At 67.8% G+C, this 21,763-nt stretch carries 24 protein-coding genes; 22 read left to right on the plus strand and 2 right to left on the minus strand.

Annotated features, from left to right (window positions below; genetic code table 11):
* Positions 1 to 248: 248 nt before the first annotated feature.
* The 21 genes from HEQ22_RS03435 (at position 249) to HEQ22_RS03535 (ending at position 18,008) form a co-directional block, all read left to right on the plus strand.
* Entirely contained in the window at positions 249 to 386 is a 138-nt protein-coding gene (locus HEQ22_RS03435) for a hypothetical protein (RefSeq protein WP_432769804.1), read from the plus strand.
* The gene (locus HEQ22_RS03440) at positions 383 to 604 is read left to right on the plus strand and encodes a hypothetical protein (protein WP_432769805.1); all 222 of its coding nucleotides are present in this window, start codon (positions 383 to 385) and stop codon (positions 602 to 604) included. The genes HEQ22_RS03435 and HEQ22_RS03440 overlap by 4 nt, the downstream gene beginning before the upstream one ends.
* The gene (locus tag HEQ22_RS03445; protein WP_432769806.1) at positions 601 to 951 is read left to right on the plus strand and encodes a hypothetical protein; all 351 of its coding nucleotides are present in this window, start codon (positions 601 to 603) and stop codon (positions 949 to 951) included. Before HEQ22_RS03440 ends, HEQ22_RS03445 begins: the two co-directional genes overlap by 4 nt.
* Complete coding sequence (locus HEQ22_RS03450; RefSeq protein WP_432769807.1) at positions 948 to 1,415, plus strand: hypothetical protein; 468 nt, start codon at positions 948 to 950, stop codon at positions 1,413 to 1,415. Before HEQ22_RS03445 ends, HEQ22_RS03450 begins: the two co-directional genes overlap by 4 nt.
* On the plus strand, positions 1,408 to 1,827 hold the full coding sequence (locus HEQ22_RS03455; RefSeq protein ID WP_432769808.1) for a hypothetical protein: 420 nt from the start codon (positions 1,408 to 1,410) through the stop codon (positions 1,825 to 1,827). The genes HEQ22_RS03450 and HEQ22_RS03455 overlap by 8 nt, the downstream gene beginning before the upstream one ends.
* Positions 1,824 to 2,426 carry a hypothetical protein gene (locus tag HEQ22_RS03460; protein ID WP_432769809.1) on the plus strand — a complete coding sequence of 201 codons (603 nt, stop codon included), beginning with the start codon at positions 1,824 to 1,826 and terminating at the stop codon, positions 2,424 to 2,426. Before HEQ22_RS03455 ends, HEQ22_RS03460 begins: the two co-directional genes overlap by 4 nt.
* 11 nt (positions 2,427 to 2,437) lie before the next feature.
* Complete coding sequence (locus tag HEQ22_RS03465) at positions 2,438 to 2,674, plus strand: hypothetical protein (RefSeq protein ID WP_432769810.1); 237 nt, start codon at positions 2,438 to 2,440, stop codon at positions 2,672 to 2,674.
* A 42-nt stretch (positions 2,675 to 2,716) separates the two neighbouring features.
* A complete protein-coding gene (locus tag HEQ22_RS03470) occupies positions 2,717 to 3,178 on the plus strand; it encodes a hypothetical protein (RefSeq protein WP_432769811.1) in 462 nt (153 codons plus the stop codon).
* A gap of 2 nt (positions 3,179 to 3,180) precedes the next feature.
* Positions 3,181 to 3,414: a hypothetical protein gene (locus HEQ22_RS03475; protein ID WP_432769812.1), complete on the plus strand. Its 234-nt coding sequence runs from the start codon at positions 3,181 to 3,183 to the stop codon at positions 3,412 to 3,414.
* Between the two features lie 358 nt (positions 3,415 to 3,772).
* Positions 3,773 to 6,298: a hypothetical protein gene (locus HEQ22_RS03480; RefSeq protein ID WP_432769813.1), complete on the plus strand. Its 2,526-nt coding sequence runs from the start codon at positions 3,773 to 3,775 to the stop codon at positions 6,296 to 6,298.
* Positions 6,298 to 6,996 (plus strand): hypothetical protein, encoded by a 699-nt coding sequence (locus HEQ22_RS03485; RefSeq protein ID WP_432769814.1) that lies wholly within the window; start codon positions 6,298 to 6,300, stop codon positions 6,994 to 6,996. The genes HEQ22_RS03480 and HEQ22_RS03485 overlap by 1 nt, the downstream gene beginning before the upstream one ends.
* Entirely contained in the window at positions 6,980 to 7,576 is a 597-nt protein-coding gene (locus tag HEQ22_RS03490) for a hypothetical protein (protein WP_432769815.1), read from the plus strand. Before HEQ22_RS03485 ends, HEQ22_RS03490 begins: the two co-directional genes overlap by 17 nt.
* Positions 7,561 to 8,007, plus strand: coding sequence for a DUF6950 family protein (locus HEQ22_RS03495; RefSeq protein WP_432769816.1), 447 nt, complete (start codon positions 7,561 to 7,563; stop codon positions 8,005 to 8,007). The genes HEQ22_RS03490 and HEQ22_RS03495 overlap by 16 nt, the downstream gene beginning before the upstream one ends.
* Positions 7,992 to 10,061 (plus strand): hypothetical protein, encoded by a 2,070-nt coding sequence (locus HEQ22_RS03500; RefSeq protein WP_432769817.1) that lies wholly within the window; start codon positions 7,992 to 7,994, stop codon positions 10,059 to 10,061. Before HEQ22_RS03495 ends, HEQ22_RS03500 begins: the two co-directional genes overlap by 16 nt.
* Before the next feature lie 11 nt (positions 10,062 to 10,072).
* Complete coding sequence (locus tag HEQ22_RS03505; RefSeq protein ID WP_432769818.1) at positions 10,073 to 12,388, plus strand: hypothetical protein; 2,316 nt, start codon at positions 10,073 to 10,075, stop codon at positions 12,386 to 12,388.
* A 141-nt stretch (positions 12,389 to 12,529) separates the two neighbouring features.
* Positions 12,530 to 12,697, plus strand: a complete 168-nt coding sequence (locus tag HEQ22_RS03510) for a Com family DNA-binding transcriptional regulator (RefSeq protein WP_432770932.1) — start codon at positions 12,530 to 12,532, stop codon at positions 12,695 to 12,697.
* A 4-nt stretch (positions 12,698 to 12,701) separates the two neighbouring features.
* On the plus strand, positions 12,702 to 13,625 hold the full coding sequence (locus HEQ22_RS03515) for a DNA cytosine methyltransferase (RefSeq protein ID WP_432769819.1): 924 nt from the start codon (positions 12,702 to 12,704) through the stop codon (positions 13,623 to 13,625).
* 186 nt (positions 13,626 to 13,811) lie between these two features.
* Positions 13,812 to 15,173 carry a DNA repair protein RadA gene (gene radA, locus HEQ22_RS03520; protein WP_432769820.1) on the plus strand — a complete coding sequence of 454 codons (1,362 nt, stop codon included), beginning with the start codon at positions 13,812 to 13,814 and terminating at the stop codon, positions 15,171 to 15,173.
* 11 nt (positions 15,174 to 15,184) lie between these two features.
* On the plus strand, positions 15,185 to 15,706 hold the full coding sequence (locus tag HEQ22_RS03525; RefSeq protein ID WP_432769821.1) for a CvpA family protein: 522 nt from the start codon (positions 15,185 to 15,187) through the stop codon (positions 15,704 to 15,706).
* The gene (locus HEQ22_RS03530; RefSeq protein WP_432769822.1) at positions 15,703 to 16,128 is read left to right on the plus strand and encodes an iron-sulfur cluster assembly scaffold protein; all 426 of its coding nucleotides are present in this window, start codon (positions 15,703 to 15,705) and stop codon (positions 16,126 to 16,128) included. The genes HEQ22_RS03525 and HEQ22_RS03530 overlap by 4 nt, the downstream gene beginning before the upstream one ends.
* Positions 16,125 to 18,008 carry a cation:proton antiporter domain-containing protein gene (locus tag HEQ22_RS03535; protein WP_432769823.1) on the plus strand — a complete coding sequence of 628 codons (1,884 nt, stop codon included), beginning with the start codon at positions 16,125 to 16,127 and terminating at the stop codon, positions 18,006 to 18,008. The genes HEQ22_RS03530 and HEQ22_RS03535 overlap by 4 nt, the downstream gene beginning before the upstream one ends.
* Before the next feature lie 18 nt (positions 18,009 to 18,026).
* Here HEQ22_RS03535 and aroB read toward each other — a convergent pair whose 3' ends face one another.
* On the minus strand, positions 18,027 to 19,130 hold the full coding sequence (gene aroB / locus HEQ22_RS03540) for a 3-dehydroquinate synthase (RefSeq protein ID WP_432769824.1): 1,104 nt from the start codon (positions 19,128 to 19,130) through the stop codon (positions 18,027 to 18,029).
* Entirely contained in the window at positions 19,118 to 19,693 is a 576-nt protein-coding gene (locus HEQ22_RS03545; RefSeq protein WP_432769825.1) for a shikimate kinase, read from the minus strand. Before HEQ22_RS03545 ends, aroB begins: the two co-directional genes overlap by 13 nt.
* Before the next feature lie 248 nt (positions 19,694 to 19,941).
* Here HEQ22_RS03545 and HEQ22_RS03550 point away from each other — a divergent pair, with 248 nt between their 5' ends.
* Positions 19,942 to 21,753, plus strand: coding sequence for a hypothetical protein (locus HEQ22_RS03550; protein WP_432769826.1), 1,812 nt, complete (start codon positions 19,942 to 19,944; stop codon positions 21,751 to 21,753).
* The last annotated feature ends 10 nt before the right edge of the window (positions 21,754 to 21,763 follow it).

A 21,763-nucleotide genomic window follows, 5' to 3' on the forward strand; every position in this document is an offset into this window, starting at 1 on the left:
GACGCCGATGGCCGTGGGGCAGAAGACTATAGCTGGATCATCATTTGCGGCCGGCATTGGCGCCAGGCGCCCCGATACATGCGGGACGCCGTCGCTCGCGTCCGCCGCGACGCTCGTCGTCAAGGGTGGATTGAACGCCATCGTCGGCGGCACAGCCGACTTTGGGAGCGTTGCCGGCGGGCGATCGAAAGTGGTCCGCGTCTCCGCCATGCTGAGATCGACAAGCTCTTCGGGTGGGCCGATGCGACATGACCGATGTTGACTTTCCTTTCGGCGACGATCCGTTCGACGCGCTGGTGACATGCGCGAATTGCTGGGGCGACTTTCTGCCCGAGGACATGGACGGCGAGCACTGCCGCGAATGCGCTTGGGAGCTGTTCGAATGATCGCCGCGGCAATCCTTGTCGCCGTCTGGGTCGGCGTGGCCGGGCTGCTCCACTGGGCGCTGATCGGGCAGGCGCGGCCGGCGTGGTTCGCCCTGAACCTGCTGTGGCCACTCGTCCCGGTGTGTCTGGTCCTGGCCATTGCCTGGGCGGCGATCGGCTGGGCGATCGAGCCGGCGCGGCGCCGCGCGATCGGGCTGGTCAAAAGGTGGCGGGCATGATCGGGCGCCGGCTGACCATGATCGCAAAGGTCGAGCGCAACGGCGTGACGGGCAAGGACGCCTGGAACACGCCGTTGCCGGCAAATTTCGCGCACCACGCCGATGTCCCTTGCTTTGCCTGGGTGCCGAAGGCGGGCGTCGATATCGTCGATGGCAAAAAGGTCGCGACCCAGCAGGACGTGCGGATGATGTTCGCGCTCGGCATCGACCTGAAGGCGAACGACGAGATCGCCGAAATCACCGATCGCCGCGGGACGGTGCTGTTCGCCGGGCGGCTTCGCGTCGAAGGCCAGATCGATTTCAAGCACAATCACCACGAAGTGGCGCTGGTGAGGGTCGCCGGATGACCGCGAGCAAGAGCCTGACGTGGACCGGCGACGCGGTGTCGGCGCGGTGGAAGCGCGCGCAGGTCGCGGGCGTCAATGCGACGATGGGCGCGGCGGTGATCCATGCCAAGCGCAACCATCCGTGGAAGAACCGCACCGGCATCCTGGAGGGCGCGATCAACGTCACCGACGCGGCGCGCCCGATCGCGACGGGCGTCGAGGGCGTTTGGGGCGTCAACGACGCGATCCAGGCGCGCATTCTGGAAGTCGGCGGGGTGATCAAGGCGAAGCATGCGGCGGCGCTGGCAATCCCGCTGCCGGGCGGCGGCGTGGTATTCCGCAAGTCGGTCGTCATTCCCGCCTTTCCCTATCTGCGGCCCGCGGGCGATGCGACCTATCCGTCGCTGGCGATGCGCATCCAGCGCGCGCACGAACGCGACGCGGGCGGCACGCCGCCGAGCCCCGGGGCACCGGGCAATGAGTGATCCGATCGCCGCCCTGGTCGCGCTGCTGACCGCCGACGCCGACACGGCGCATCTGGCCGGCGCCGATATCTTCGGCGGCGAGCTGGCCGGCGACATCCTCGATCGCGGGCCGAAGTCCGCGATCGTGGTGGCGCCCTCGGGCGGTCCGTCGATGACGGGGGCGAGCAAGGCCGAGTTCGACACGCAGCGCATCGACCTGATCGCCTATGGCGCCACCCCGGCCGAGGCCAACCGGATGCTCGCGACGGCGTCGCGCCGGCTGTGGGCGATCGACCGCGAAGTTGCGGCCGGGACGCTGATCCACTGGGCCAACCGCGCGGGCGGGTTCGGCCCGGCGCGCGACACCGACACGCAATGGCCGCAGGCCTTTCGATCGTTCCAAGTTCTACATTCGCTGAAGGAGATTATGTGATGGAGCCCTATGAAATTGTCAGTGGTCCGCTGACCCTGTTCCTGGCGCCGGTGGGCACTGCCTTCCCGGCGATCGGCGCCGAGCCCGCAGGGGACTGGGTGCTGGTCGGCACGTCGGGAGACAAGAATTATTCCGACGATGGCGTCAGCGTCCAGCACAGCCAGTCGATCAACAAGGTCCGCCCGGCGGGTTCGGTCGGCGCCCGCAAGGCGCTGCGCACCGAAGAGGACATGATGGTCACGGTCACGCTGTGGGATGCCACGCTGGAGCAATATGCGACGGCGCTGAGCGGAACCGCCCCGGCGACGACCGCAGCGGGGGCGGGCACGGCCGGGTTCAAGAAGATCGGCCTGTCGCGCGGCGAAGAGGTCAAGCAATATGCCCTGCTGGCGCGCGGGGCATCGGCCTATGACGCGAACATGGCGGCGCAATATGAAGTGCCCCGCTGTTACCAGGCGGCCAGCCCGAACGTGCTTTACAACAAGGGCGTCCCCGCGGGGATCGAGCTGAACTTCGACGCGCTCGAAGATTTGGACGCCGCCAGCGACGACGAGCTGTTCGGCCGGCTGATCATGCAGCACCAGGCGCCGCTGCCTTAAAGGCCGGCGCGGTGCAACCGCCACAGGCTTTGCGTGCGCGCGCGGGTGCCGTCTCGGCCGAGCTGCGCGCGCACAAAAAGGCGATCCGCGAGCATCGGACCGCCGCCCAGGCGGCGGCGGCCGAGCTGGCCCGGATCGAGGCCGAATGCGCCCGCCGCGGCATCGCGTTCAGCCTGATCGGGGAGCGTCCCCAGGCGTGCGCCCCGGAAAGCGTTCCGGGGCGCACGCCCCCGGCAGGCCGGGCATAGCCCGGCCGTCACCCCTTCTTCAGCCAGGCGCAGGAGTTTTCCATGGCCGATGAGCCTTTGCTCAATCTCAACACGCTGATCGACCGCCAGACGATCGACATCGACGGCACGCGGTTCGAACTGTTCAGCGCCGACGAACTGTCGGTGCTGGCGTCGCACCGGTTCAGCGTGTGGGGGCGCCGGGTCGAAGCGCTGGCCGCGAGCCAGGATGAAGAGGCCGGCGCAGAATATCAGGAGCTGGTCGACCGGATCGCCCTGAACGCGCTCGTCGACATGCCTGCCGCGATCTTCGAAACGCTGAGCGGCGCGCACAAGCTGGCGATCGTCGATGTTTTTACCGGGCTCCTGCTGCGCAACCGGCTCAAAGCGGCAGGAGCGATGGCGCGAGCAATGGGCGTCCCGCCGACTGGGGCGACGTCCTTCCCCGGCTCCAGCGATATTACGGCGGAACGCCCCGGTGGTGGCTGGCTGAAGCGCCTGCTGCGCTGGTGCGGGCTTATCTGACCATGATGCCCCGGCTGAAGGCCGAGGAGCAGCTGACGCGGATCGAGGCGACGGCGCTGGCCATGGGCCATTATGACAAGGGCACGGTGCGCACGAAGATGCGCACGCTGCGCGATGCCGCGACCGGCGATCGCCGCCGCCGTTCGGTGAAGGCCACGCCCGCGCAGCTGGGGATGGTCGGCATCGGGGTGAGAATGCTTGCCGCGCCGGAAAAGAGGCCTCTCAGCGATGTCTGATAAGCTCGGCGAAGCCCTTCTTTATCTGCGCACCGACGATCAGGGTCTGCATGCTGGCATCGCCAAGGGCAAGGCCGCGAGCACCGATCTTGGTGCATCGTTCGATGACACCAGCGGTAAGGCAGCAAAGCTGGGCGGGACATTGCGTGAGACCGGCGACGAAGCCGGGAATGCTGCTCCCAAAACGCAGACATATTCTCGGGAGATCGCCAAACTTAAAGCGACGCTAGACCCAGCGTGGGCGTCCCTTCAGAAGTTTCGCGAGGAGGCATCGATCGCGCGTCAAGCGCTCGACCAAGGGGCCATCTCTCACAAACAATATGTTGAGGCCGTCCGGCAGAGCGCGACTGCGAACGGCATGCTGAGCAGCGTCCAAGATCAGGTGACGCAGAAGGCTGGCGCGCAGCGCGTTGGGATGGAGCAGCTAACGCAGCAATCCGGCGCGCAACGCGCCGGGATGCAGCAGCTGTCGATGCAGATCAGCGACGTCGCGACGATGTATTCGCTCGGCGCCCGGCCGATGCAGATTTTTTCGTCGCAGATCGGCCAGATTACGCAGGCGGTGCAGCTGGCGTCGGGCGGGTCGAGCCGGTTCGCGGCGATCATGGGCAGCCCCTGGACGATGGCGATCACCACTGCGGCGATCGTGCTGGTGCCGCTGATCAGCAACCTGTTCGACACCGAGGATGCAGCCGACAAGGCCGGCAAGGCCAATGAGACGCTGGCCGACAAGCTCGACCGCACGAAGAGCAGCTATGCCGAGGTCGTCGCGGCCGTCCGCGAGTATAATGCGGAGCAGAAGAAGGCGACCGAGACGACGCTGGAAAATGCCGGTGCCGTTGCCGCTGCGGCCGCCGCCAACCTGAGGGAAGCGCTGTCCATTCGGCAAAAGCTGTCCGCGCAGCTCGCGGGTCAGCAAGTGGCCGCCCGTGCCAGCGCCGGTCAAGGAACGGGCGGCGCGGCGGGTGCCTATATCGGCGGTCAGGTCGGCGTCACCCAGGCTGAGATCAACGCGAACGAAGCCGCTATCGACAAGCTGACGCAGGATGCGCTGGACGCGACCACCAATGTCGCCGAGCAGCTGGCCACGCTCGACACCGATGCGACGGCCAAGATCAAGTTCGAAGCCGAGCAGCGCCGCAAGGCGGTGCGGCAAGAGGTCGCGACGCTCGAAGAGAAGCGAAAGAAGCTAGCCGAAATCACCCGCCAAGAGCAGGCGGCGATCGACGCCGCCAACAAGACCAAGCGCAGTTCTTCGCGGACGGGATCGACGGCGGCGTCCAGCGCGAGCGTCGGCGACATGACGGCGCTGATCAAGGCGCTGTTCCCCGGCGCGACGATCACGTCGACGACCGGTGGCAAGCACACGCCCGGCAGCGACCATTACAAAGGCAACGCGGTCGATTTCGTCATTCCGGGGATGATGAACGCCGCTGGCACCGCGATCGTCGAGAAGATGCTGGAAGAGGCCGGGGTGACGATCCGCCGCAATGCGCGCGGCACCAAGCAATTCTTCGGCCCCGGCCGATCGGCGAGCAAGCCGGGCGATCATGACGACCATTTTCACGCTGCCTGGTCGGGCAGCGCTTCGCCCGAGGAAGCCCAGCGCCGCGCCGCCCAGGCGGCAGAACGCGCGGCCCGTGCGGCCGAGCAGGAAGAGCGCCGCAAGGAACGCTATTCGCGCGATCTGGCCGGCCTTCAGGATGCGGCGCTCGATCTGGAAGCGCAGCTGGGCCAGACGGCTGAGGAGCGTTACCAGCTGGAGCGGCAAGGCCTGGAGATATCGATCGCCGAACAGCGGCGCCGGATCGATGCCAGCACCGATTATACCGCCGCCGAGAAGGCGACGCTGATCGCCGCGCTGGAAAAGAAGGCGAGCATGGAGCGCGAGCTGCTGCATCGGCGCCGGGCTGAGGAACTGGCACGCCAAGCGCTGGAGATCGCCCAGGCGATGGGCGCGAACCAATTCGACCTGCTCCGCAACGAGGCGCGCCTGGCCGAGACGCGCGAAGAGCGCCGCGCGATCGAGCTGCGCATCCTGGAGCTGACCTATCAGCAGGAAAGGGCCGCGCTGGAGGCGGTGCTGGCCAGCCGCGAATCGACCGACGCCCAGAAGCAGATCGCGCGCGCGCGGCTCGCGATCCTGGGCCAGCTGAAGGCGGGCGACCGCGCCGCGCTCGATCGCGAATATGAAAGCCCGCTGGAGCGATATCGCCGCGAGCTGGGCGGGGTCGGCAAGAACATCAACGACGAGATGGAAAAAGTCGCGGTGAACGGACTGGAGCGGCTGAGCGACGGTTTGACCGACGTCATCATGGGGGCGAAGTCGCTGGGCGATGTCTTCAAGCAGGTCGCGAAGCAGATCATCGCCGACCTGATCCGCATCTTCATCCAGCAGCAGCTGATCCTGCCCCTGCTGAACGCACTGGGCGGCGGTTCGAGCGGCGGCATCGGGGGGGCGATCGGCGGCGGCGGTTTCAATTTCGGCAGTATCTTTGCGGCGGCATCGGGCGGCTTCAACGGCGGGATCGGCGGCGGGGGCGGCGCCGGCGCCAGCATCCTGTCGGGCGTCACGAAGTTCGCCGGCCTGTTCGCCGAAGGCGGGATGATCCCCAACGGCAGTTTCGGGATCGTCGGCGAGGCCGGCCCGGAGCCGGTGTTTGCCACCGGTGGCGGGATCGGGGTGCTACCCAATTCGGCCCTGCGATCCATGGGCGGCGGCGGTGGCGGCAGCGCCTATTTCGACCTGCGCGGGGCGGTGATGACCGAAGACCTGCTGCGCCAGATGAACAGCATATCGCAGGCCAACGTCCGCAGCGGGCTGGAAACCTATGACAGCATGGTCGGTGAACGGGTGACCGACAATCTGGCGAGGAAAGGGTGATGTTGGGCCAGCCCGAGATATTCGACTGGCCGGCGAGCCTGGTGCCGACCGACATCCTGATCCAGCCGCCGAGCAAGACGGTGGGGATGACCACGAGCGTCAACGAGTCGGTGCAGGTCGTGCCGTCGATCCGCCCGCCGTTCCGCATGACGCTGGAGTTCGAGACGCTGTTCGGTCCGCAGGTGCTGGCGTGGCGGGCACTGATCGGGTCGCTGGAAGGCCGGGCGAACCGGCTGCGCATTCCGCTGTTCGACCTGTGGTTCGCGGCAAAGGATCGCCAGCTGGCGCTGGGCCTTGTCCCGCATTCGGACGGCACCGGCTTTTCGGACGGCACGCTCTATGCGTCGAACGACATCGAGGGCGTCAAGGTGACGGCCGTCCAGGGGCAGCGGAACATCGACGCGGATTTTTCGGGCTATGGCGCCGGGCCGCTCGACGCGCTGCTCCAGGCCGGGCTCTATTTCGGGCTGCACGATCAGCCGTATCTGGCGCAGCGCGTGTTCTGGAACGGGAGCATCGCGACGATCCGGACGAACCCGACGATGCGGCACGACTATGCCGAGCAGCCGCTGAAGCTGCGCCCGGTGATGATCGCCGGACTGGTCAACGACGAGGGCGGCGATCTGAAGCTGACGCGCGGCCGCTGGGGCGGTCCGTCGCTGGAACTGGTGGAGAGGTTCGATGGACCTGTTCCCTGAGACGATCGCGATGGCATTGGGCGGCGGCAAGGTCGAATGCGCCAATCTGGTGCATTTCGATTTCACGAGCGCGCCGTTTCGCATCTGGAACGGCGAAGGCGTGCTGCGCACCAACGACGGTGCCGAGTGGCCTGGCCTGGGCGGCTGGGGCGGGATGCGCGGGATCGAGCAGGCGGTGAACGGCGAAGCGCCCGAGGCGAGCTTCACGCTGTCGACGACGGACGCCGACGTGCTGCGGCTGGCGCGCGAAGAGTTCGAGGTCGAATGCAAGGGCCGGCTGGTGCGCGTTCTGATCCAGTTCTTCGGCGTCGATGACCCCGCCGACCCCGGCAATCAGCGACCGCTCGACCTGCCCTATCCGGTGTGGGCGGGCCGCATCCTGACGCCGACATTCACGATCGATGCCGACAGCGGCGAACGCACGGTCACGCTGTCGGCCGAAAGCCTGTTCTCGCTGCGGTCGCGCCCGCGCCACGCGATGTATACCGACCGCGACCAGCAGCGCCGCTTCCCCGGCGACATGGGTTTCGAGTTCGTCCCGACGCTTCCGAACAAGGTGCTGACATGGCCGGACTTCTGACCACGGCGGCGCCGATCGGCGCGCCCGACGCCGTCGCGGCCGAGATCCATCGCTGGGCGGCTGAGCCGTTCGACCTGGGCGACGGCAACTGCGGCCTGAGCGTGATCGACTATGTCGCCAGGGCGACGGGCCAGCCCGCCCCGCATTGGCTGCGCCGGCTGGGGCGGCGGGGCGCCGCCCGGCTGATGCGCGACGACGCGCGGTTCGAACGCGTCGCCTCGGCAGCGCTGGCCGCGATGCAATGCAGCGGGACCGACAGCCCGGTCCGCGGCGACGTGGCGCTGGTGCTGCTCGCGGGATCGGGGCTGACGGCGTGCATCTGCGCGTCCAGCGCCAACGGGGGCCTGTGGGCGGCGCGCGGCGACCGGGCGGCGGTGCTGGCGCGGGGGACCGTCCGCAAGGCGTGGAGGGTCCGATGCCGCAGGCCCTGACAGCATGGCTGGTTCAGATCGGGCTGTCGCAGCTCGCAGCGGCGCTGGTCACGACGGCGGTGACGATCGGCGCGTCGATCCTCGCCAATTCGCTGTTCGGGCCGTCGCGACCGAAGCCGAGCGACGGCCAGCAGAACATCCGCGTCGCGATCGGGTCGCGGAAGCGGCATTATGGCATCGTCTGCACCGGCGGGCAGGAGACGTTCTACGAGAGCCGCAACGGCACGATCGCCAAGGTCGTGACGCTGGGGACCGGCGAAGAGAGCGACATCCTGGAGCACAAGATCAACGACCAGGTCGTGACCGTCGTCGGCGGCACGATCACCGACGCCAAGTTTCATGGCGCGGTCCATATCCACACCCGGTCGGGAACCAACGACCAGACGGCGATCAGCGAGCTGACGGCGAAGTTCCCGGAGTGGACGGCCAACCACCGGCAGCGCGGCTGTTCGCTGGCGGCGATCATCGGCGACCCGGTGAAACAGAAGATATTCGGCGAAGTCTATAACGGACAAATCCCGCTCTACACCCAGACCCGCAAGGCGGCGAAGCTCTACGATCCCCGCAAGGATAGCACTGCCGTCATTTATGACGACGGGGCCGGTTTCACGGTCAATGGGACGGGGCCGCATCGCGTCGCCGACCTGTCGACGCGCGAGTGGACCGACAATGCGGCGCTGGTGATCGGCGACTATGCGGCGCACCCCGATGGCTACGGGCTTGGCTATGACAATGTGAACTGGGCGTCGATCGCGGGCGAGGCCGATTATTCCGACCTGACCGAGACCACGGTGACCGACGAAGAGATTGCAAGCTGGCGGCTGTGGGCGAGCTATGGCCTGGCCAGCGAGGAGCGCCGGCAGGTGCTGGCGGACATGCTGAAGGCTTGCGACGGGCACGTCTGGCAGGACGCCGACTGGAAGTTCAACCTGATGGTCGGCCGATACGAAGAGCCGACCGTCGTCATAACCGACGATCATATCCTGGGCATGACGGCAAAGCGCGGCCCCCAGGCGCGCCACGCCGTCAGCGCGCTGAAGCCGATCTATACCGAGGCCGCGATCGGATATCGCGAGCAGGAGGGCGCGACGGTCGCCTTCCCCGGTGGCGAAGACGATCCGAACACCGACCCCCAGCCGCTGGAGGTGCCTTTCGCCCCGCACCACAATCAGGCGGCGCGGCTGGGCAAGATCAACCTCGCCCGGCTTGGCGACCGGTGGCACCTGAACGGTGCGTTGAATCTGTTCGGGCTCAACCTGATCGGCAAACGCTTTTGCCGCGTGCAGTCGGCGCAGCTCGGCATCGATGCCGTGTTCCTGATCGGCGGCGTGCGGCTGGAGCTGGCGCAGCAGCGCGTCATGCCGGTGCTCGACGAAGTGCTGCCCGAGGATTGGGCGTTCGACGCCGAGCTGGAGGAAGGCGTGCCGCCGCTGGCGCCGGACACGACGCCGACCGTGCCGACCGTCCCGCCGCCGACCGATCTGGTGCTGTCGGCCGTCCAGATCGCGCTGGGCGAGACGAACGGCGTCGCGATCTCCGCGAGCTGGACAAGCCCGCGCGCCGACCTGGGCTTTCGGGCGCAGTATCGCCCCGCCGCGGGCGGCGAATGGGTGATGATGGCGGTCGACGAGGACGCGCTGACGGCGCGCAGCGGGCCTGTCGACAGCGGCGTCGAATATCAGGTGCAGGTCTGGTCGTTGACGGTTGGCTATCGCGAGAGCCCGGTGGTGAGCGGCACCATCACGCCGGAAGCGGCAAATGTCTTGGGGCCGCCGACCGATCTGGCGGCCGAAGGCGGCGTTGGCGAGGCCGGTATCAGCTTTCGCATGCCGACCCAGTCGAGCCTTGCCTATGCGCGGCTCTACGGCAGCGACACACCCGACTTCGGGACCGCGGTGCAGGTCGGTCCCGATCGCGTCGCTGGCCTCGGGGCGATCGTCGAGATCACCGAAGTCAGCCTGTCGGCGGGCACACGATATTATTGGGCGCGGGCGTTCAAGGCGGGGAGCGGATCGTCCGCGCTCGCCGGTCCCGTGTCGGCAACCATCAGCTGAGGAAGACGGACATGGGCGATATTTTTGATCAGGCAGAAGCGGTCTACAGCGACTTTGACACCCCCGGCGTAGCGGCGACGGAAAAGAAAAACCCGACGAAGGGCGAAATCCGCGAGCTGTTTCGCAAGATCGATGTCGCAGTCTATGCGGCGCAGGCGGCCCCGACGATCGTTGCCGATCTGGACGCGCGCGACGACTTTTTCGCCGAGGCGGATAACCAGGGCAAGCTGGTCTACGTCAACAACAACAACGGCGCCGACGACGATCCGGCGAACGGCGTCTATGAATATGTCGACGGCGCGCCGCGGATCGCGACCGGATATTATCAGGGGCTGGCGACCGCGGTGCAGCCGCTGGTCGACGCGGCCGAGTTGGCGCGCGACGATGCCGAGGGATTTGCCGACGATGCCGGGCTGGCGCAGATGGCGGCGATCCGACGCGAGGCGCTGCCCGATTTCGAAGCAGAAGCCGCAGCGAAGTATCGCCAAGCGCTCGATCAATACCGCACGATCGAGGACCGCATTCGCGCCTTTGGCGGCACGGTCATCTGGTATGACCCCGCCGCGACGGCGGGCGCCAACAACGGGACGAGCCAAGCAAATGCCTATACGAACCTGTTGACCGCAGTGCTGGCGGCGACGCCGGGCGACACGATCGCCATGAACGGCGGCTCGGGCACGGTCGACCTCGCCCATCCGGACATTCCCGAGCGCATCATCTTCGACGGATCGATGGGTTCGACGCGCTATCGCTTCGACGGGCGCATCTTCGTGACCAATGCGGAAGATATGGGCGGCGGCGTGTTTCGCTTTCCCAAGGCAGCTTCCACGGGCGGCGTCTTCTATAACCTGCGGCCCGACGATCAGGCCGGGACGGGGTCCGGGGTCAATGTTGCGACGGGCCGCAAGGCCGGGATCATCCGGGGGTGGGGTCTAAATCCCGCCAAGTGCGTCGCGCATATTGGCGCTTTGAAGGAAGTCGCCGCGACGACGACGCCGGCGAACGGGCAGTGGAGCGAGAGCGGCGATTGGATATATTTCCATCCGTTCGGGTCGCCCTCGCTCGCCGACGTGAACACCTATACCAGCTATTGCACCGACGCTGCCGCCTTCTCGATCTCGAAGACGGGGGGCAGGCCGCGGGGGATCATTTTGCGAGGCTACGACACATTTTGCACGCCGTCTGAAGCGACGGGCGGCGGATACGGAACGCGCTTTACAAATCCCGATGGCTGCGCCGTTCGTGACGTGTGCTCGACGATGGCGGGTGATCACGATATCTCGCTTTACCAGATGGGACCGGGTTGCGTCGTGCTCGATTGCCTTTCGGTCCAGTCGCACGGCCGATCGGCGGGCAGCGGGCCGTGCCAGCCATATAACGCCTTCGCGATCCAGAACCTGCCCGATGCCGACACGCTGTTCGGCAACTGCAAGGTCATCGCGTTCCCGATGCTCAACGAATACGGCGTGCCGATCCGGCTGAATTACTCTGTGACGACTGGGCTCAGCCACACCGGCGGCGGCGCGACGGTGCTGGAGGGTCTGGACTGGGTCCAAATGGGCCAGCTCGACTATCTCACCGAGATTTCAGCCCACGCGGGTGTCGTCTTCAATGTCGGCAGCGGCGGCGCTGGCGACGACGACACGCCTGCCTCGTTCCTTTCGGACACCTCGTTCCGGCCCGTGACCATCGACGAAAGCGCGGTCGGCTTCGCGGACGCAGGCTTCCGCAACAAGGCCTACGGGTGCGAAGCCTACGGCCTTGCCGCAGGCGCGAACCACAATATCGAGCATCGCGGCTGCACCGTCGATCCGCTGGGCGAGGGGCAGATCGACGACGTTCCGTTCAACTTCCTGAATTTTACCACGCCGACCTATTTCCGCTTCCTCGGCGGCTTGATGAAGAGCGGGGCGAAGCGCCACGTCTTTGGCGGCGGAATGCGGGCGACGGACAAAATGTGGATGGGCGGCGCCCGTATCCTGCTCGAAGGCACCGACGACACGCAAAACTCGTCGTTCCTGACGGTCAATCACTCGACGCCGGCCCGACTCGATCTTACCGCGACGATCGTCGATGCGGTGCCAGGCTGCACGCGGATGTTTCTTCAGGCGCTCCCTAGCTTCAACAGCGTGAACTGGCCGAACGTGGCGGCGATCGTTCGCAGCGACGGCAACAACATCTTCGGGGCGAACATCACGCAATATGTCGGCAGCGCATCGTCGCAGTCGGGCGCTTGGCTGCCGAAGGACGACACTTGGTACAAGGCCAACGTCGCTGGCGCCGGCACCGACCTGACCGGCGCCGCAAACCCGTCCGGGTTGCTTTGATCACGCCTCCCCCGGTGAAGGGGGAGGCAACGGGCGTTGGCGCGCCCGTCACCGCAGGGATAGAGCCCCGCACCTCGCGCTGCCGCGGCAGCGCTCCGTTCCCCCACCGGCGCACCGGCGGGGGCTCGATAGGTGCTAATGATGAAAGAGTCGATCCGGTGCGGCGGTTGTCGCGCCCTGTTGTTCAAAGCCGAGACAGGCGCCATATCCGGCGCTATAGAGATCAAGTGCCGGCGATGCCGGCGTATCACCGAACTGAGGCCTGCGAGCCCTTCTCCGAGCGCCAATCGAGCAGCCAGCGGAGAATAGCATTGTGGTTGTTTGTGCCCCCGGCCGAGACGAGCTCTTCGGCCTTTCCCTCTGTGCCGGCTATGCCGGCCTCGATCTCGGCATCACCATCGCCGAGCCGAGATATCGCACTGTTTGTTACGTCGAGCGGGAAGCCCACGCTGCGGCCACTCTCGTGGCGCGGATGGCAGACTCGGCCCTGGATAGCGCGCCTATATGGGACGATCTCAAATCCTTCGACGGCCGACCGTGGCGCGGCCGCGTTCATATCCTCTCTGCCGGCTATCCCTGCCAACCGTTCACGGTTTCCGGACTCCGTCGCGGCGCCGCCGACCCGCGCCACCTATGGCCCGACGTCTCCCGGATCATCGACGAGGCACGCCCCCGGGCCGTGTTCCTTGAGAATGTCGAGGGGCACGTCGATCTGGGACTTGCCGAGGTCGCGAGCGACATTGCGAGACTGGGGTATCGAGCAAAAGCGGGCCTGTTCTCTGCGGCTGAAGCAGGCGCAAGGCATCGGCGTCACCGCCTCTTCATTATGGCCTACTCCGACAGCGTCGGACGCGGGGCACTTCCCCGACCTGGAGATCGGCAACGGCACCATGCGCTCGGTCAAATCGCACGCACTGACGTCGGCGTCGGGGGGCCAGGTCCCGCTGCAAAATGCCGCCAGGACATGGACCGTGATCTGGCGGATATTAATGGCGGTGGGTTGGAAGCCGACGACCGAGCGCCGCTCTTCGCCCCTGGTCCGGGTGAACTTGCAGCATGGGACAGGCTCGTGGGTCGCGAAGCTGGCGCCGAACCCGCAATTCTACGAGATGATGATGGGTTGGCCGATCGGCTGGACCGCACCAGGGGCGTCGGTAACGGGGTTTGCAGCATGGCTGCGGCGCTCGCGTGGCGCACTCTTGGCGCTCAATTTGCCAGGGAAGGATGGCAGCTCTGAGACGCCGCTTAGCGGTCTCTCAGAGGCCACCTAGAAGCGCCTGCTAGGATGGAATGGAGCCCGGCGAGTGCTACAAACGGTCTTGTCACAGACTAAAAAAGCTTTTGTCGCGCTTCAACGGGATAGGGGTAGGAGGGTCTATCGAAAGGGCTGGCGTTCCGCCTTTGTTCCGATTATGCGAACCGCATGGCCAAAGCGAAACGCCAATATGTCTGCCAGAATTGCGGCTCCGCCACCTACCGCTGGCAGGGGCAGTGCGCCGATTGCGGCGAGTGGAACACGCTCGTCGAGGAAGCCGGCGAAACAGTCTTCTCGGCGAAGCACGACCTCAGCAAGGGCGGGCGGACGATCGCGCTCGAAACGCTGAACGCCGAAAGCAAGATGCCCGAGCGGATGCTGTGCGGCATCGCCGAATTCGACCGAGCGCTCGGCGGCGGCTTCGTCGCGGGGTCGGCGACTTTGATCGGCGGCGATCCGGGGATCGGCAAGTCGACCCTGTTGCTGCAGGCGGCGGGGCGGCTGGCGCAGGCGGGCAAGTCGGTCGTCTATATCAGCGGCGAAGAAGCGGCGGCGCAGGTGCGATTGCGCGCCCAGCGGCTGGGGCTGGGCGACGCGCCGGTCGCACTGGCGAGCGCGACCTCGGTGCGCGATATCCTGGCGACGCTCGATCGTCAGACTGCCGATTTCGTCGTCATCGATTCGATCCAGACGATGCACAGCGACCTGATCGACAGCGCGCCGGGCACGGTGAGTCAGGTGCGCGCGAGCGCGCAGGAGCTCATCCGCTATGCCAAGGACAGCGATGCCGCGATTGTGCTCGTCGGCCATGTCACCAAGGACGGGACGATCGCCGGGCCGCGCGTGCTCGAACATATGGTCGACACGGTGCTGGCGTTCGAGGGCGAGCGCAGCCATCAATATCGCATTCTGCGCGCGGTGAAGAACCGCTTCGGCGGCACCGACGAGATCGGGGTGTTCGCGATGGGCGAGGAGGGGCTGGGCGAGGTGAGCAACCCGTCGAGCCTGTTCCTGACCCACCGCAGCCGCGACGTGCCGGGATCGGTGGTGTTCCCGGCATTGGAAGGCACGCGCCCGGTATTGGTCGAGGTGCAGGCGCTGACCGTGCGGCTGGCGAGCGGGGCGACGCCGCGCCGCGCCGTCGTCGGCTGGGACAGCGGGCGGCTGGCGATGGTGCTCGCGGTGCTCGAAGCGCGCTGCGGGCTGCAGATGGGGGCGGCCGAAGTCTATCTCAACATTGCGGGCGGCTACCGGCTCACCGATCCCGCCGCCGACCTCGCGGTCGCCGCGGCGCTGATTTCGGCGTTCAGCGAACGGCCGGTGCCCGCCGATGCGATCGTGTTCGGCGAACTGTCGCTGTCGGGCGAGGTGCGCCAGGTGTCGCACGACGGGCTGCGGCTGCGCGAGGCGGCGAAGCTCGGTTTTTCGCGCGGCTGGGGGCCGAAGGGAATGAAGCCCATCGGCGGAATTTCGGTGACCGGTTTCGAACGGCTCGGCGAACTCGTTGACCTGATGCTCGGGCGCGACTAGCGCTCGCCAATATGGCTGGCCTGACGTTCCTCGATATCGCCGTGCTGACGCTCGTCGGCGGCTTTGCGGTGCTCGGCTTCACGCGCGGGCTGGTGCAGGAAGTGACGACGCTGATGGCGTGGATCCTCGCGATCGTGGCGGTGCGGCTGTTCCACCCGATGGTCACCGATTTCGTGGCGGGCTGGATCGGCGGCGGGGCGGCCCTGCTGGCCTTTGTGTTGCTGTTCGGCGGCGTCTTCATCGCCGCCAAATGGGGATCGCGCGCGATGGGCCGGCGCAGCCGCGCCTCGCTCGTCGGTGGGTTCGACCGCGGGCTCGGGGCGGGCTTCGGTGCGGTGAAGGGACTGCTTGTCGCCACCCTCGGCTTCATGGCGGTCACCTTGCTCTACGATGTCGGCTATGGCAGCGCGGCGCGCCCGGCGTGGCTGACCGACAGCCGCACCTATCCGGCGCTCGGCGCGACGAGCAGCGCGATCAGCAAGGTCGTGGCCGAACGCCGCGAGGCGGCGCGCGACGCCGAAACCGCGCCATGACCGCGCTCTACAATCGCGACATCCTGTCGCTGGCCGTGGCGGCCGCCGACTTTCCGCTGATCCCCTCGGCCCGCCACCGCGCTACGGCGCGCGCGCCGCTTTGCGGCAGCCGCATCGTCATCGATCTCGACGCCGACAGCGCGGGACGCGTGACCGCGGTCGGCCTGCATGTCGAGGCGTGCGCGCTCGGACAGGCGGCGGCAACGCTGCTCGCCCGCCACGCGCCGGGCCAGCGGATCGGCGAGCTGCAGGCCGCGCGCGACGCCATCGCGGCCTGGCTGGTCGGCACCGGTGCAGCAAGCGACTGGCCGGGCTTCGACCTCCTCGCCGCGGCGCGCGATTATCCGGCGCGGCACGGCGCGATCCTGTTGCCGTTCGACGCCGCGATTGCGGCCTTGGCCGGGCGGGAGGCGGCGGCATGACGTGGCTCGCGCTCGCTGCGGCGACCGGGGCGGCGACCGAGGCGGCGGCGGAAAACGCCAGCAATGCGGCACTGCTTGAAGGCGCGATCCTGTTGGGCGTCGCGACGTTGTTCGTGCTGCTGTTCCGCCGCCTGGGGCTCGGCGCGGTGCTTGGCTATCTCGTCGCCGGGGCGCTCGTCGGCCCATATGGCTTCGCGCTGGTCGGCGGCGGCGAATCAAAACTGGCCTTTGCCGAACTCGGCATCGCCTTCCTGTTGTTTCTGGTCGGGTTGGAACTGCATCCACGGCGGCTGTGGCAACTGCGGCGGGCGATCTTTGGTCTTGGCCTGGTGCAGGTTGTGGCCACCGGGCTGATCCTGACCGCGCTGATCTACCTGACACTGGGGTTCAGCCCCGCGGCCTCGCTGGCGCTCGGCCTGCCGCTGGCGCTGTCGTCGACGGCGCAGGTACTGCCGGGCTTGAAAAGCTCGGGCCGGATCAATTCGCCGTTCGGCGAAAAGGCGTTTTCGATCCTGCTGTTCCAGGATCTGTCGATCGTGCCGATGATCACCATCGTTGCCGCGCTGTCGCGCGCGCCCGCCGAGGCGTCGGCGCCGCCGGGGTGGATGATGGCGCTCTATACCGTCGGCGCGATCGTCGTGCTGGTGCTGGTCGGGCGGTTTGTCGTCAATCCGCTGCTCCGTATTGTCGGCCGCTATGGCGAGCGCGAGCTGTTCGTCGTCGTCGGGCTACTCACCATATTGGCGAGCGCGGCGTTCATGCACAGCCTGCACCTGTCGACCGCGCTTGGCGCCTTCATCGCCGGGGTGATGCTCGCCGATTCGCCCTATCGCCACGAGATCGAGGCCGATGTCGAACCTTTCCGTCTGATCCTGCTCGGGTTGTTTTTCCTTGCCGTGGGCATGGTGCTCGACATCAATGTGGTGCTCGCCGACCCGCTGCGCGTGATCGCGCTCGCCGCAGGGCTGGTGGCGGTGAAGGTCGCGGTGCTGACCGTCATCGTCCGCATGACGGGCAAATCCTGGAAGACCGGGCTCGGCCTCGCGCTGCTGCTCAGCCAGGGCGGCGAGTTCGGCTTCCTGCTGTTCGCGCAGGCATCCGATGCGCTGCTGATCGACCCCGCGGCGGCCAGCCTGTTCAGCGCGGTGGTGACGCTGTCGATGATTTCGACGCCATTCCTGATGCTGTTCGCGCGCAATCTGGAGTTCGCCCCCGATCGCGACGGGCCGCCGCTCGACGATCCCGACCAGGCGCCGGGCGGTTCGGCGCTCGTCATCGGCTACGGGCGCTTCGGGCAGACGGTGGCGCAGATGCTGCACGCGGTCGATTGTTCGGTGACGCTGATCGACAAGAAGCCGAGCCAGATAGAGCTGTCGGGACGGTTCGACACCAAGGTCTATTTCGGCGACGGGCTGCGGCTCGACCTGCTGCGCCGCGCCGGCGCCGAAGAGGCGCGGCTGATTGTCTATTGCATCGACGATGCCTCGGTCGACGCCGCGGCGCTCAAACCGATCGTCGAGGCCTTTCCGCACGCCAAGGTGCTGACCCGCGTATTCGACCGCCGCCAGCTGATGGCGATTGACGGATCGGGGGCGACCGGCGCGGTGCGCGAGGTGTTCGAAAGCTCGATCGCGCTCGGGCTGATGGCGCTCGAACAGCTCGATATCGACCCGCGGCAGATGGAGGATGTCGAGGCCGCGTTCCGCCATCTCGACCAGACGCGGCTCGACGCACAGATGGTCGACGGCGACATGGCGGCGGGCATGGAGCATCGTTTCAAACCGGGCGGCGGCCGCGAAGCGGCCAGCGTGCTCGAAAAACTGCGCGAGCGCCGCCGCGCCGCCAAGCTGGCGAAGGACGAGGCCGAGGCGACGGGGTGAACGGCCCTAATCGATGATTTAGCCTGGCCGCCGATCCAGAAACGCGGCGACCATGTCCAGCCCGAACGCTTCGGTGACGAAGCTGCTCCCGATCCCGCGCGTCAATATCAGCGGCAGCTTGCCGCCGCGCACCTTCTTGTCGTGCGCCATATGACCGGCCAGCGTCGCGCCGTCCGCCGCGACCCCGGCGCTCGCCAGATCGTGCGGCAGGCCGACCGCGGTCAGATGCGCTGCGACGCGCGCGGCATCGGCTGCGGGGCAGAGGCCGTTGGCCGCCGAAAATTGATGCGCGAGCGCCATGCCGGCCGCGACCGCTTCGCCGTGCAGCAAGGCGTCGGAATAACCGGTTTCGGCCTCGAGCGCGTGGCCGAAGCTGTGGCCGAGGTTAAGCAGGGCGCGAATATCCTGCGTCTCGCGCTCGTCCGCGGCGACGATGCGCGCCTTCGCCGCGACGCTGTGCGCGATCGCCGTGTGCCGCGCCTCGCCGTCGCCGGCGAGCAGCGCCGTGCCATGTGCTTCGCACCAGGCAAAGAAATCGGCGTCGTCTATCAGCCCGTATTTGACGACTTCGGCATAGCCCGCGGCCAGGTCGCGCCGCGGCAGCGTATCGAGCGTCGTCGGGTCGATCACGACGAGCGCCGGCTGGTGAAAGGCGCCGATCATATTCTTGCCCGCCGCGACGTTGATCGCGGTCTTGCCGCCGACGCTGCTGTCGACCTGCGCGAGCAGGGTGGTCGGCACCTGGATGAAGCGGCAACCGCGCTTGACGATGCTGCACGCGAAACCGACGAGGTCGCCGATCACGCCTCCCCCCAGAGCTATGACATGGTCGCTGCGCTCGATGCCTTCGCCGATCAGCCATTCGGTGAGCCGTGCCAGCCCCTGCCAGCTCTTGCTCGCCTCGCCCGCGGGCAGCACCAGTGAGCTAAAGGAGATGCCCTCGGCCCCCAGCGCCGCGCCGAGGCCGGCCAGATAATGCGGCGCGACGTGCTCGTCGGTGACGATCATCGTTCGCGGCCGCTTCAGCAGCGGCGCGACATGGCCGCCGATCGCGCGGACGAGGCCGTCGCCGATCAGGATCGGATAGCTGCGTTCGCCGAGCTCAACGGTCAGTCTTTCCATGCTGCCACTGCCTCCAGGATCGCGCGCACGGTCTGGTCGTGCGGGGTGCTTGCCGAACTGACGCGCAGATGCGCTTCGGCATAGATGGGGTTGCGGACCGCCGCCAGCTCGCGCAGCACCTCGCCCGCGTCGCGATCCTTTAGCAGCGGGCGGTGACCCCGGCGGCCGACCCGCTCGACCAGCGTCGCGACGTCGGCGTCCAGCCAGATGCAGACGCTGTCCTTCAGGATCAGCTCCCGCGTCTCGTCGTTGATGAAGGCGCCGCCGCCGGTTGCCAGCACGTGCGGCGGCCCGCCCAGCATCCGCGCGATCACCCGCCGCTCGCCATCGCGGAAATGCGCTTCGCCGAAGCGCGCGAATATGTCGGCGATGGTCATCCCCGCCGCCTGTTCGATCTCGTCGTCGGCATCGGCGAACCGCATCCCCAGCCGCGCCGCGAGCCGGCGCCCGACCGTCGACTTGCCCGACCCCATCAGCCCGACCAGCACGATCGACCGGTCGCCGATCGACGCTAGGATCGCCGACGGATTGACCGCGGCCGGGCTTTTCGGGTTTCGCGACATGGTGCGCGCGGCTATACCGCCCGGACCGCGCGGAACAATGATTTTGCGGCAGCGGCAAAAGATAAAGGGTGGCATTGGATATTGCGCGCAAGGGGCAGATCGGGAAAAGGCCGCTGGGTTGCACGATCGATCGTGCTCGCGCTGGTGCTGGTCGCCGTCTGGCTGTTCCTGCTGTTCATGGGCCGGCCGATCGAACCCAGGATGATTGAGGTGGATGTGACCGACAAGATTGCCGAAAGCATGGCGCGATGAAGGGCCGTCTGTTCCCGCTCGCGCTCGGCCTGTCGGGCACCGCGCTCGCCGCGGTGCTGGTGCTGCCGGCGCTGGCGCAGGAATCGCTGCTGCCCGAAGGCTTCGGCACGCCGTCCGAAACGCCCGCCCCGTCGCCGAGCCCATCGCCGACGCCGACGCCCGCGCCAACGGGAACGCCGAAGGGCGGATCCGCCGCGCCGCCGCCGGTCACCGCAACGCTCGACAGCACCGTTACGGACGACGAGGGCGACGAAGAGACCGACGAGGACGCCGCGGCGGTCGAACCCGGCACGCTGAAATACGACCTGCCGCCGGGCGCGCGGCGGCTGTTGACGCGCATCGGCCCGCTGACCCCCGAAACCGGCGGCCTCGCCCCCGACGCCTTCGGGGTGCGCGGCCAATATGCCGCCGCGATCATGCGCCGGACCGATGGCCAGCTCGCCTCGCGCTGGGGCCAGATCCTGCTCCGCCGCTCGCTGACTTCGGCGATCGACACCCCGGCGACGATCAACGGCGCCGACCTCGCCGCCGACCGTGCGGCGCTGTTGCTGCGCATGGGCGAATCGATCGCGGCGCGCTGGATCGTCCAGTCGGTCGATTACGACCGCGCGACGCCGCGGCTGGTGTCCGCGGCGCAGCAGACCTTCCTCGCGACCGCCGACCCGGCGGGCATGTGCGCCTATGTCCCTGCCGGGCTGGCGCATGGCGACGAGCATGTGTGGCGGCTGGCGGCGGCGATCTGCGCCGGCCTGTCGGGCGAAGCCGGCCCCGCGGGCTGGGCGATCGGCCGCGTGCGGTCGAGCGGCAGGATTTCGAACTTCGACATCTTGCTTGCCGAACGGGTGCTTGGGGCCACCGGCGGCGGCCGCCGCTCGACGACGATCGAGTGGGAGAATGTCGACCGGTTGACGAGCTGGCGGTTCGGCATGGCGACCGCGACCGCGGTGCCGATTCCCGAGCCGCTGCGCGCGTCGGCACCGGCGCCGATGCGCGGCTGGACCGTGCTCGCGCCGATGACCGACATGGCTAGCCGCGTCGCCGCGGCGCCCGATGCCGCGGCGCGCGGCGTGCTGTCGAGCGAGGCCTATGTCTCGCTGCTCAGCGCGGCGGCGAGCGAGGTCGAACCCGCACCCGAACTCGCCAGTCAGACCGATCTGCTGCGCGGCGCCTTCGGCGCTGACAGCGGCGCCGAACGCTATACAGCGATGGGAAGGCTGTGGGGCGCGGGTGCGAACCCGGCGCAGCGCTACGCGGCGCTGGTCGCCACCGCGCGCGCCGCCGCGGCGCTGCCGGTCGATACCGCGGTCGGCGACGATCCGTGGCAGCTGATCGGATCGATGCTCGCGGGCGGCTACGACCGCAACGCCATCGCCTGGGTGCCGACGGTGACGGTGGGCAGCCGCGCCTGGGGCGTGCTGGCTGTGGGTTCGCCGCGACCGCTCAATGGCACGACGGCAGGGGCCGTCGGAACCTTTGCAAGCAGCGACGACAGCGCCGGTACGCTGCGCAGCCAGCTGCTGCTCGCCGGGCTCGCCGGGCTCGGACGGATCGATCCGGGACAGGCGGCATCGGCGGCGAGCGACCTTCAGGTCGATCTGGGCAAACAGACGCGCTGGTCGCGGGCGATCGCCGCGGCGGCCGAGCGGCGCGAGCCGGGGATGGTCGCATTGCTGGCGGCGGCTGGGATGCAGGGCGACTGGTCGGAAATCCCGCCCTATCACCTCTATCACATCGTCCGCGCGCTGCGCGAAGTCGGCCTCGGATCCGAAGCGCGGATGATTGCCGCCGAAGCGCTGGTGCGTGCCTGAGCGGCCGAAA

It is taken from the genome of Sphingopyxis sp. (assembly GCF_050916055.1).
Classification (GTDB): domain Bacteria; phylum Pseudomonadota; class Alphaproteobacteria; order Sphingomonadales; family Sphingomonadaceae; genus Sphingopyxis.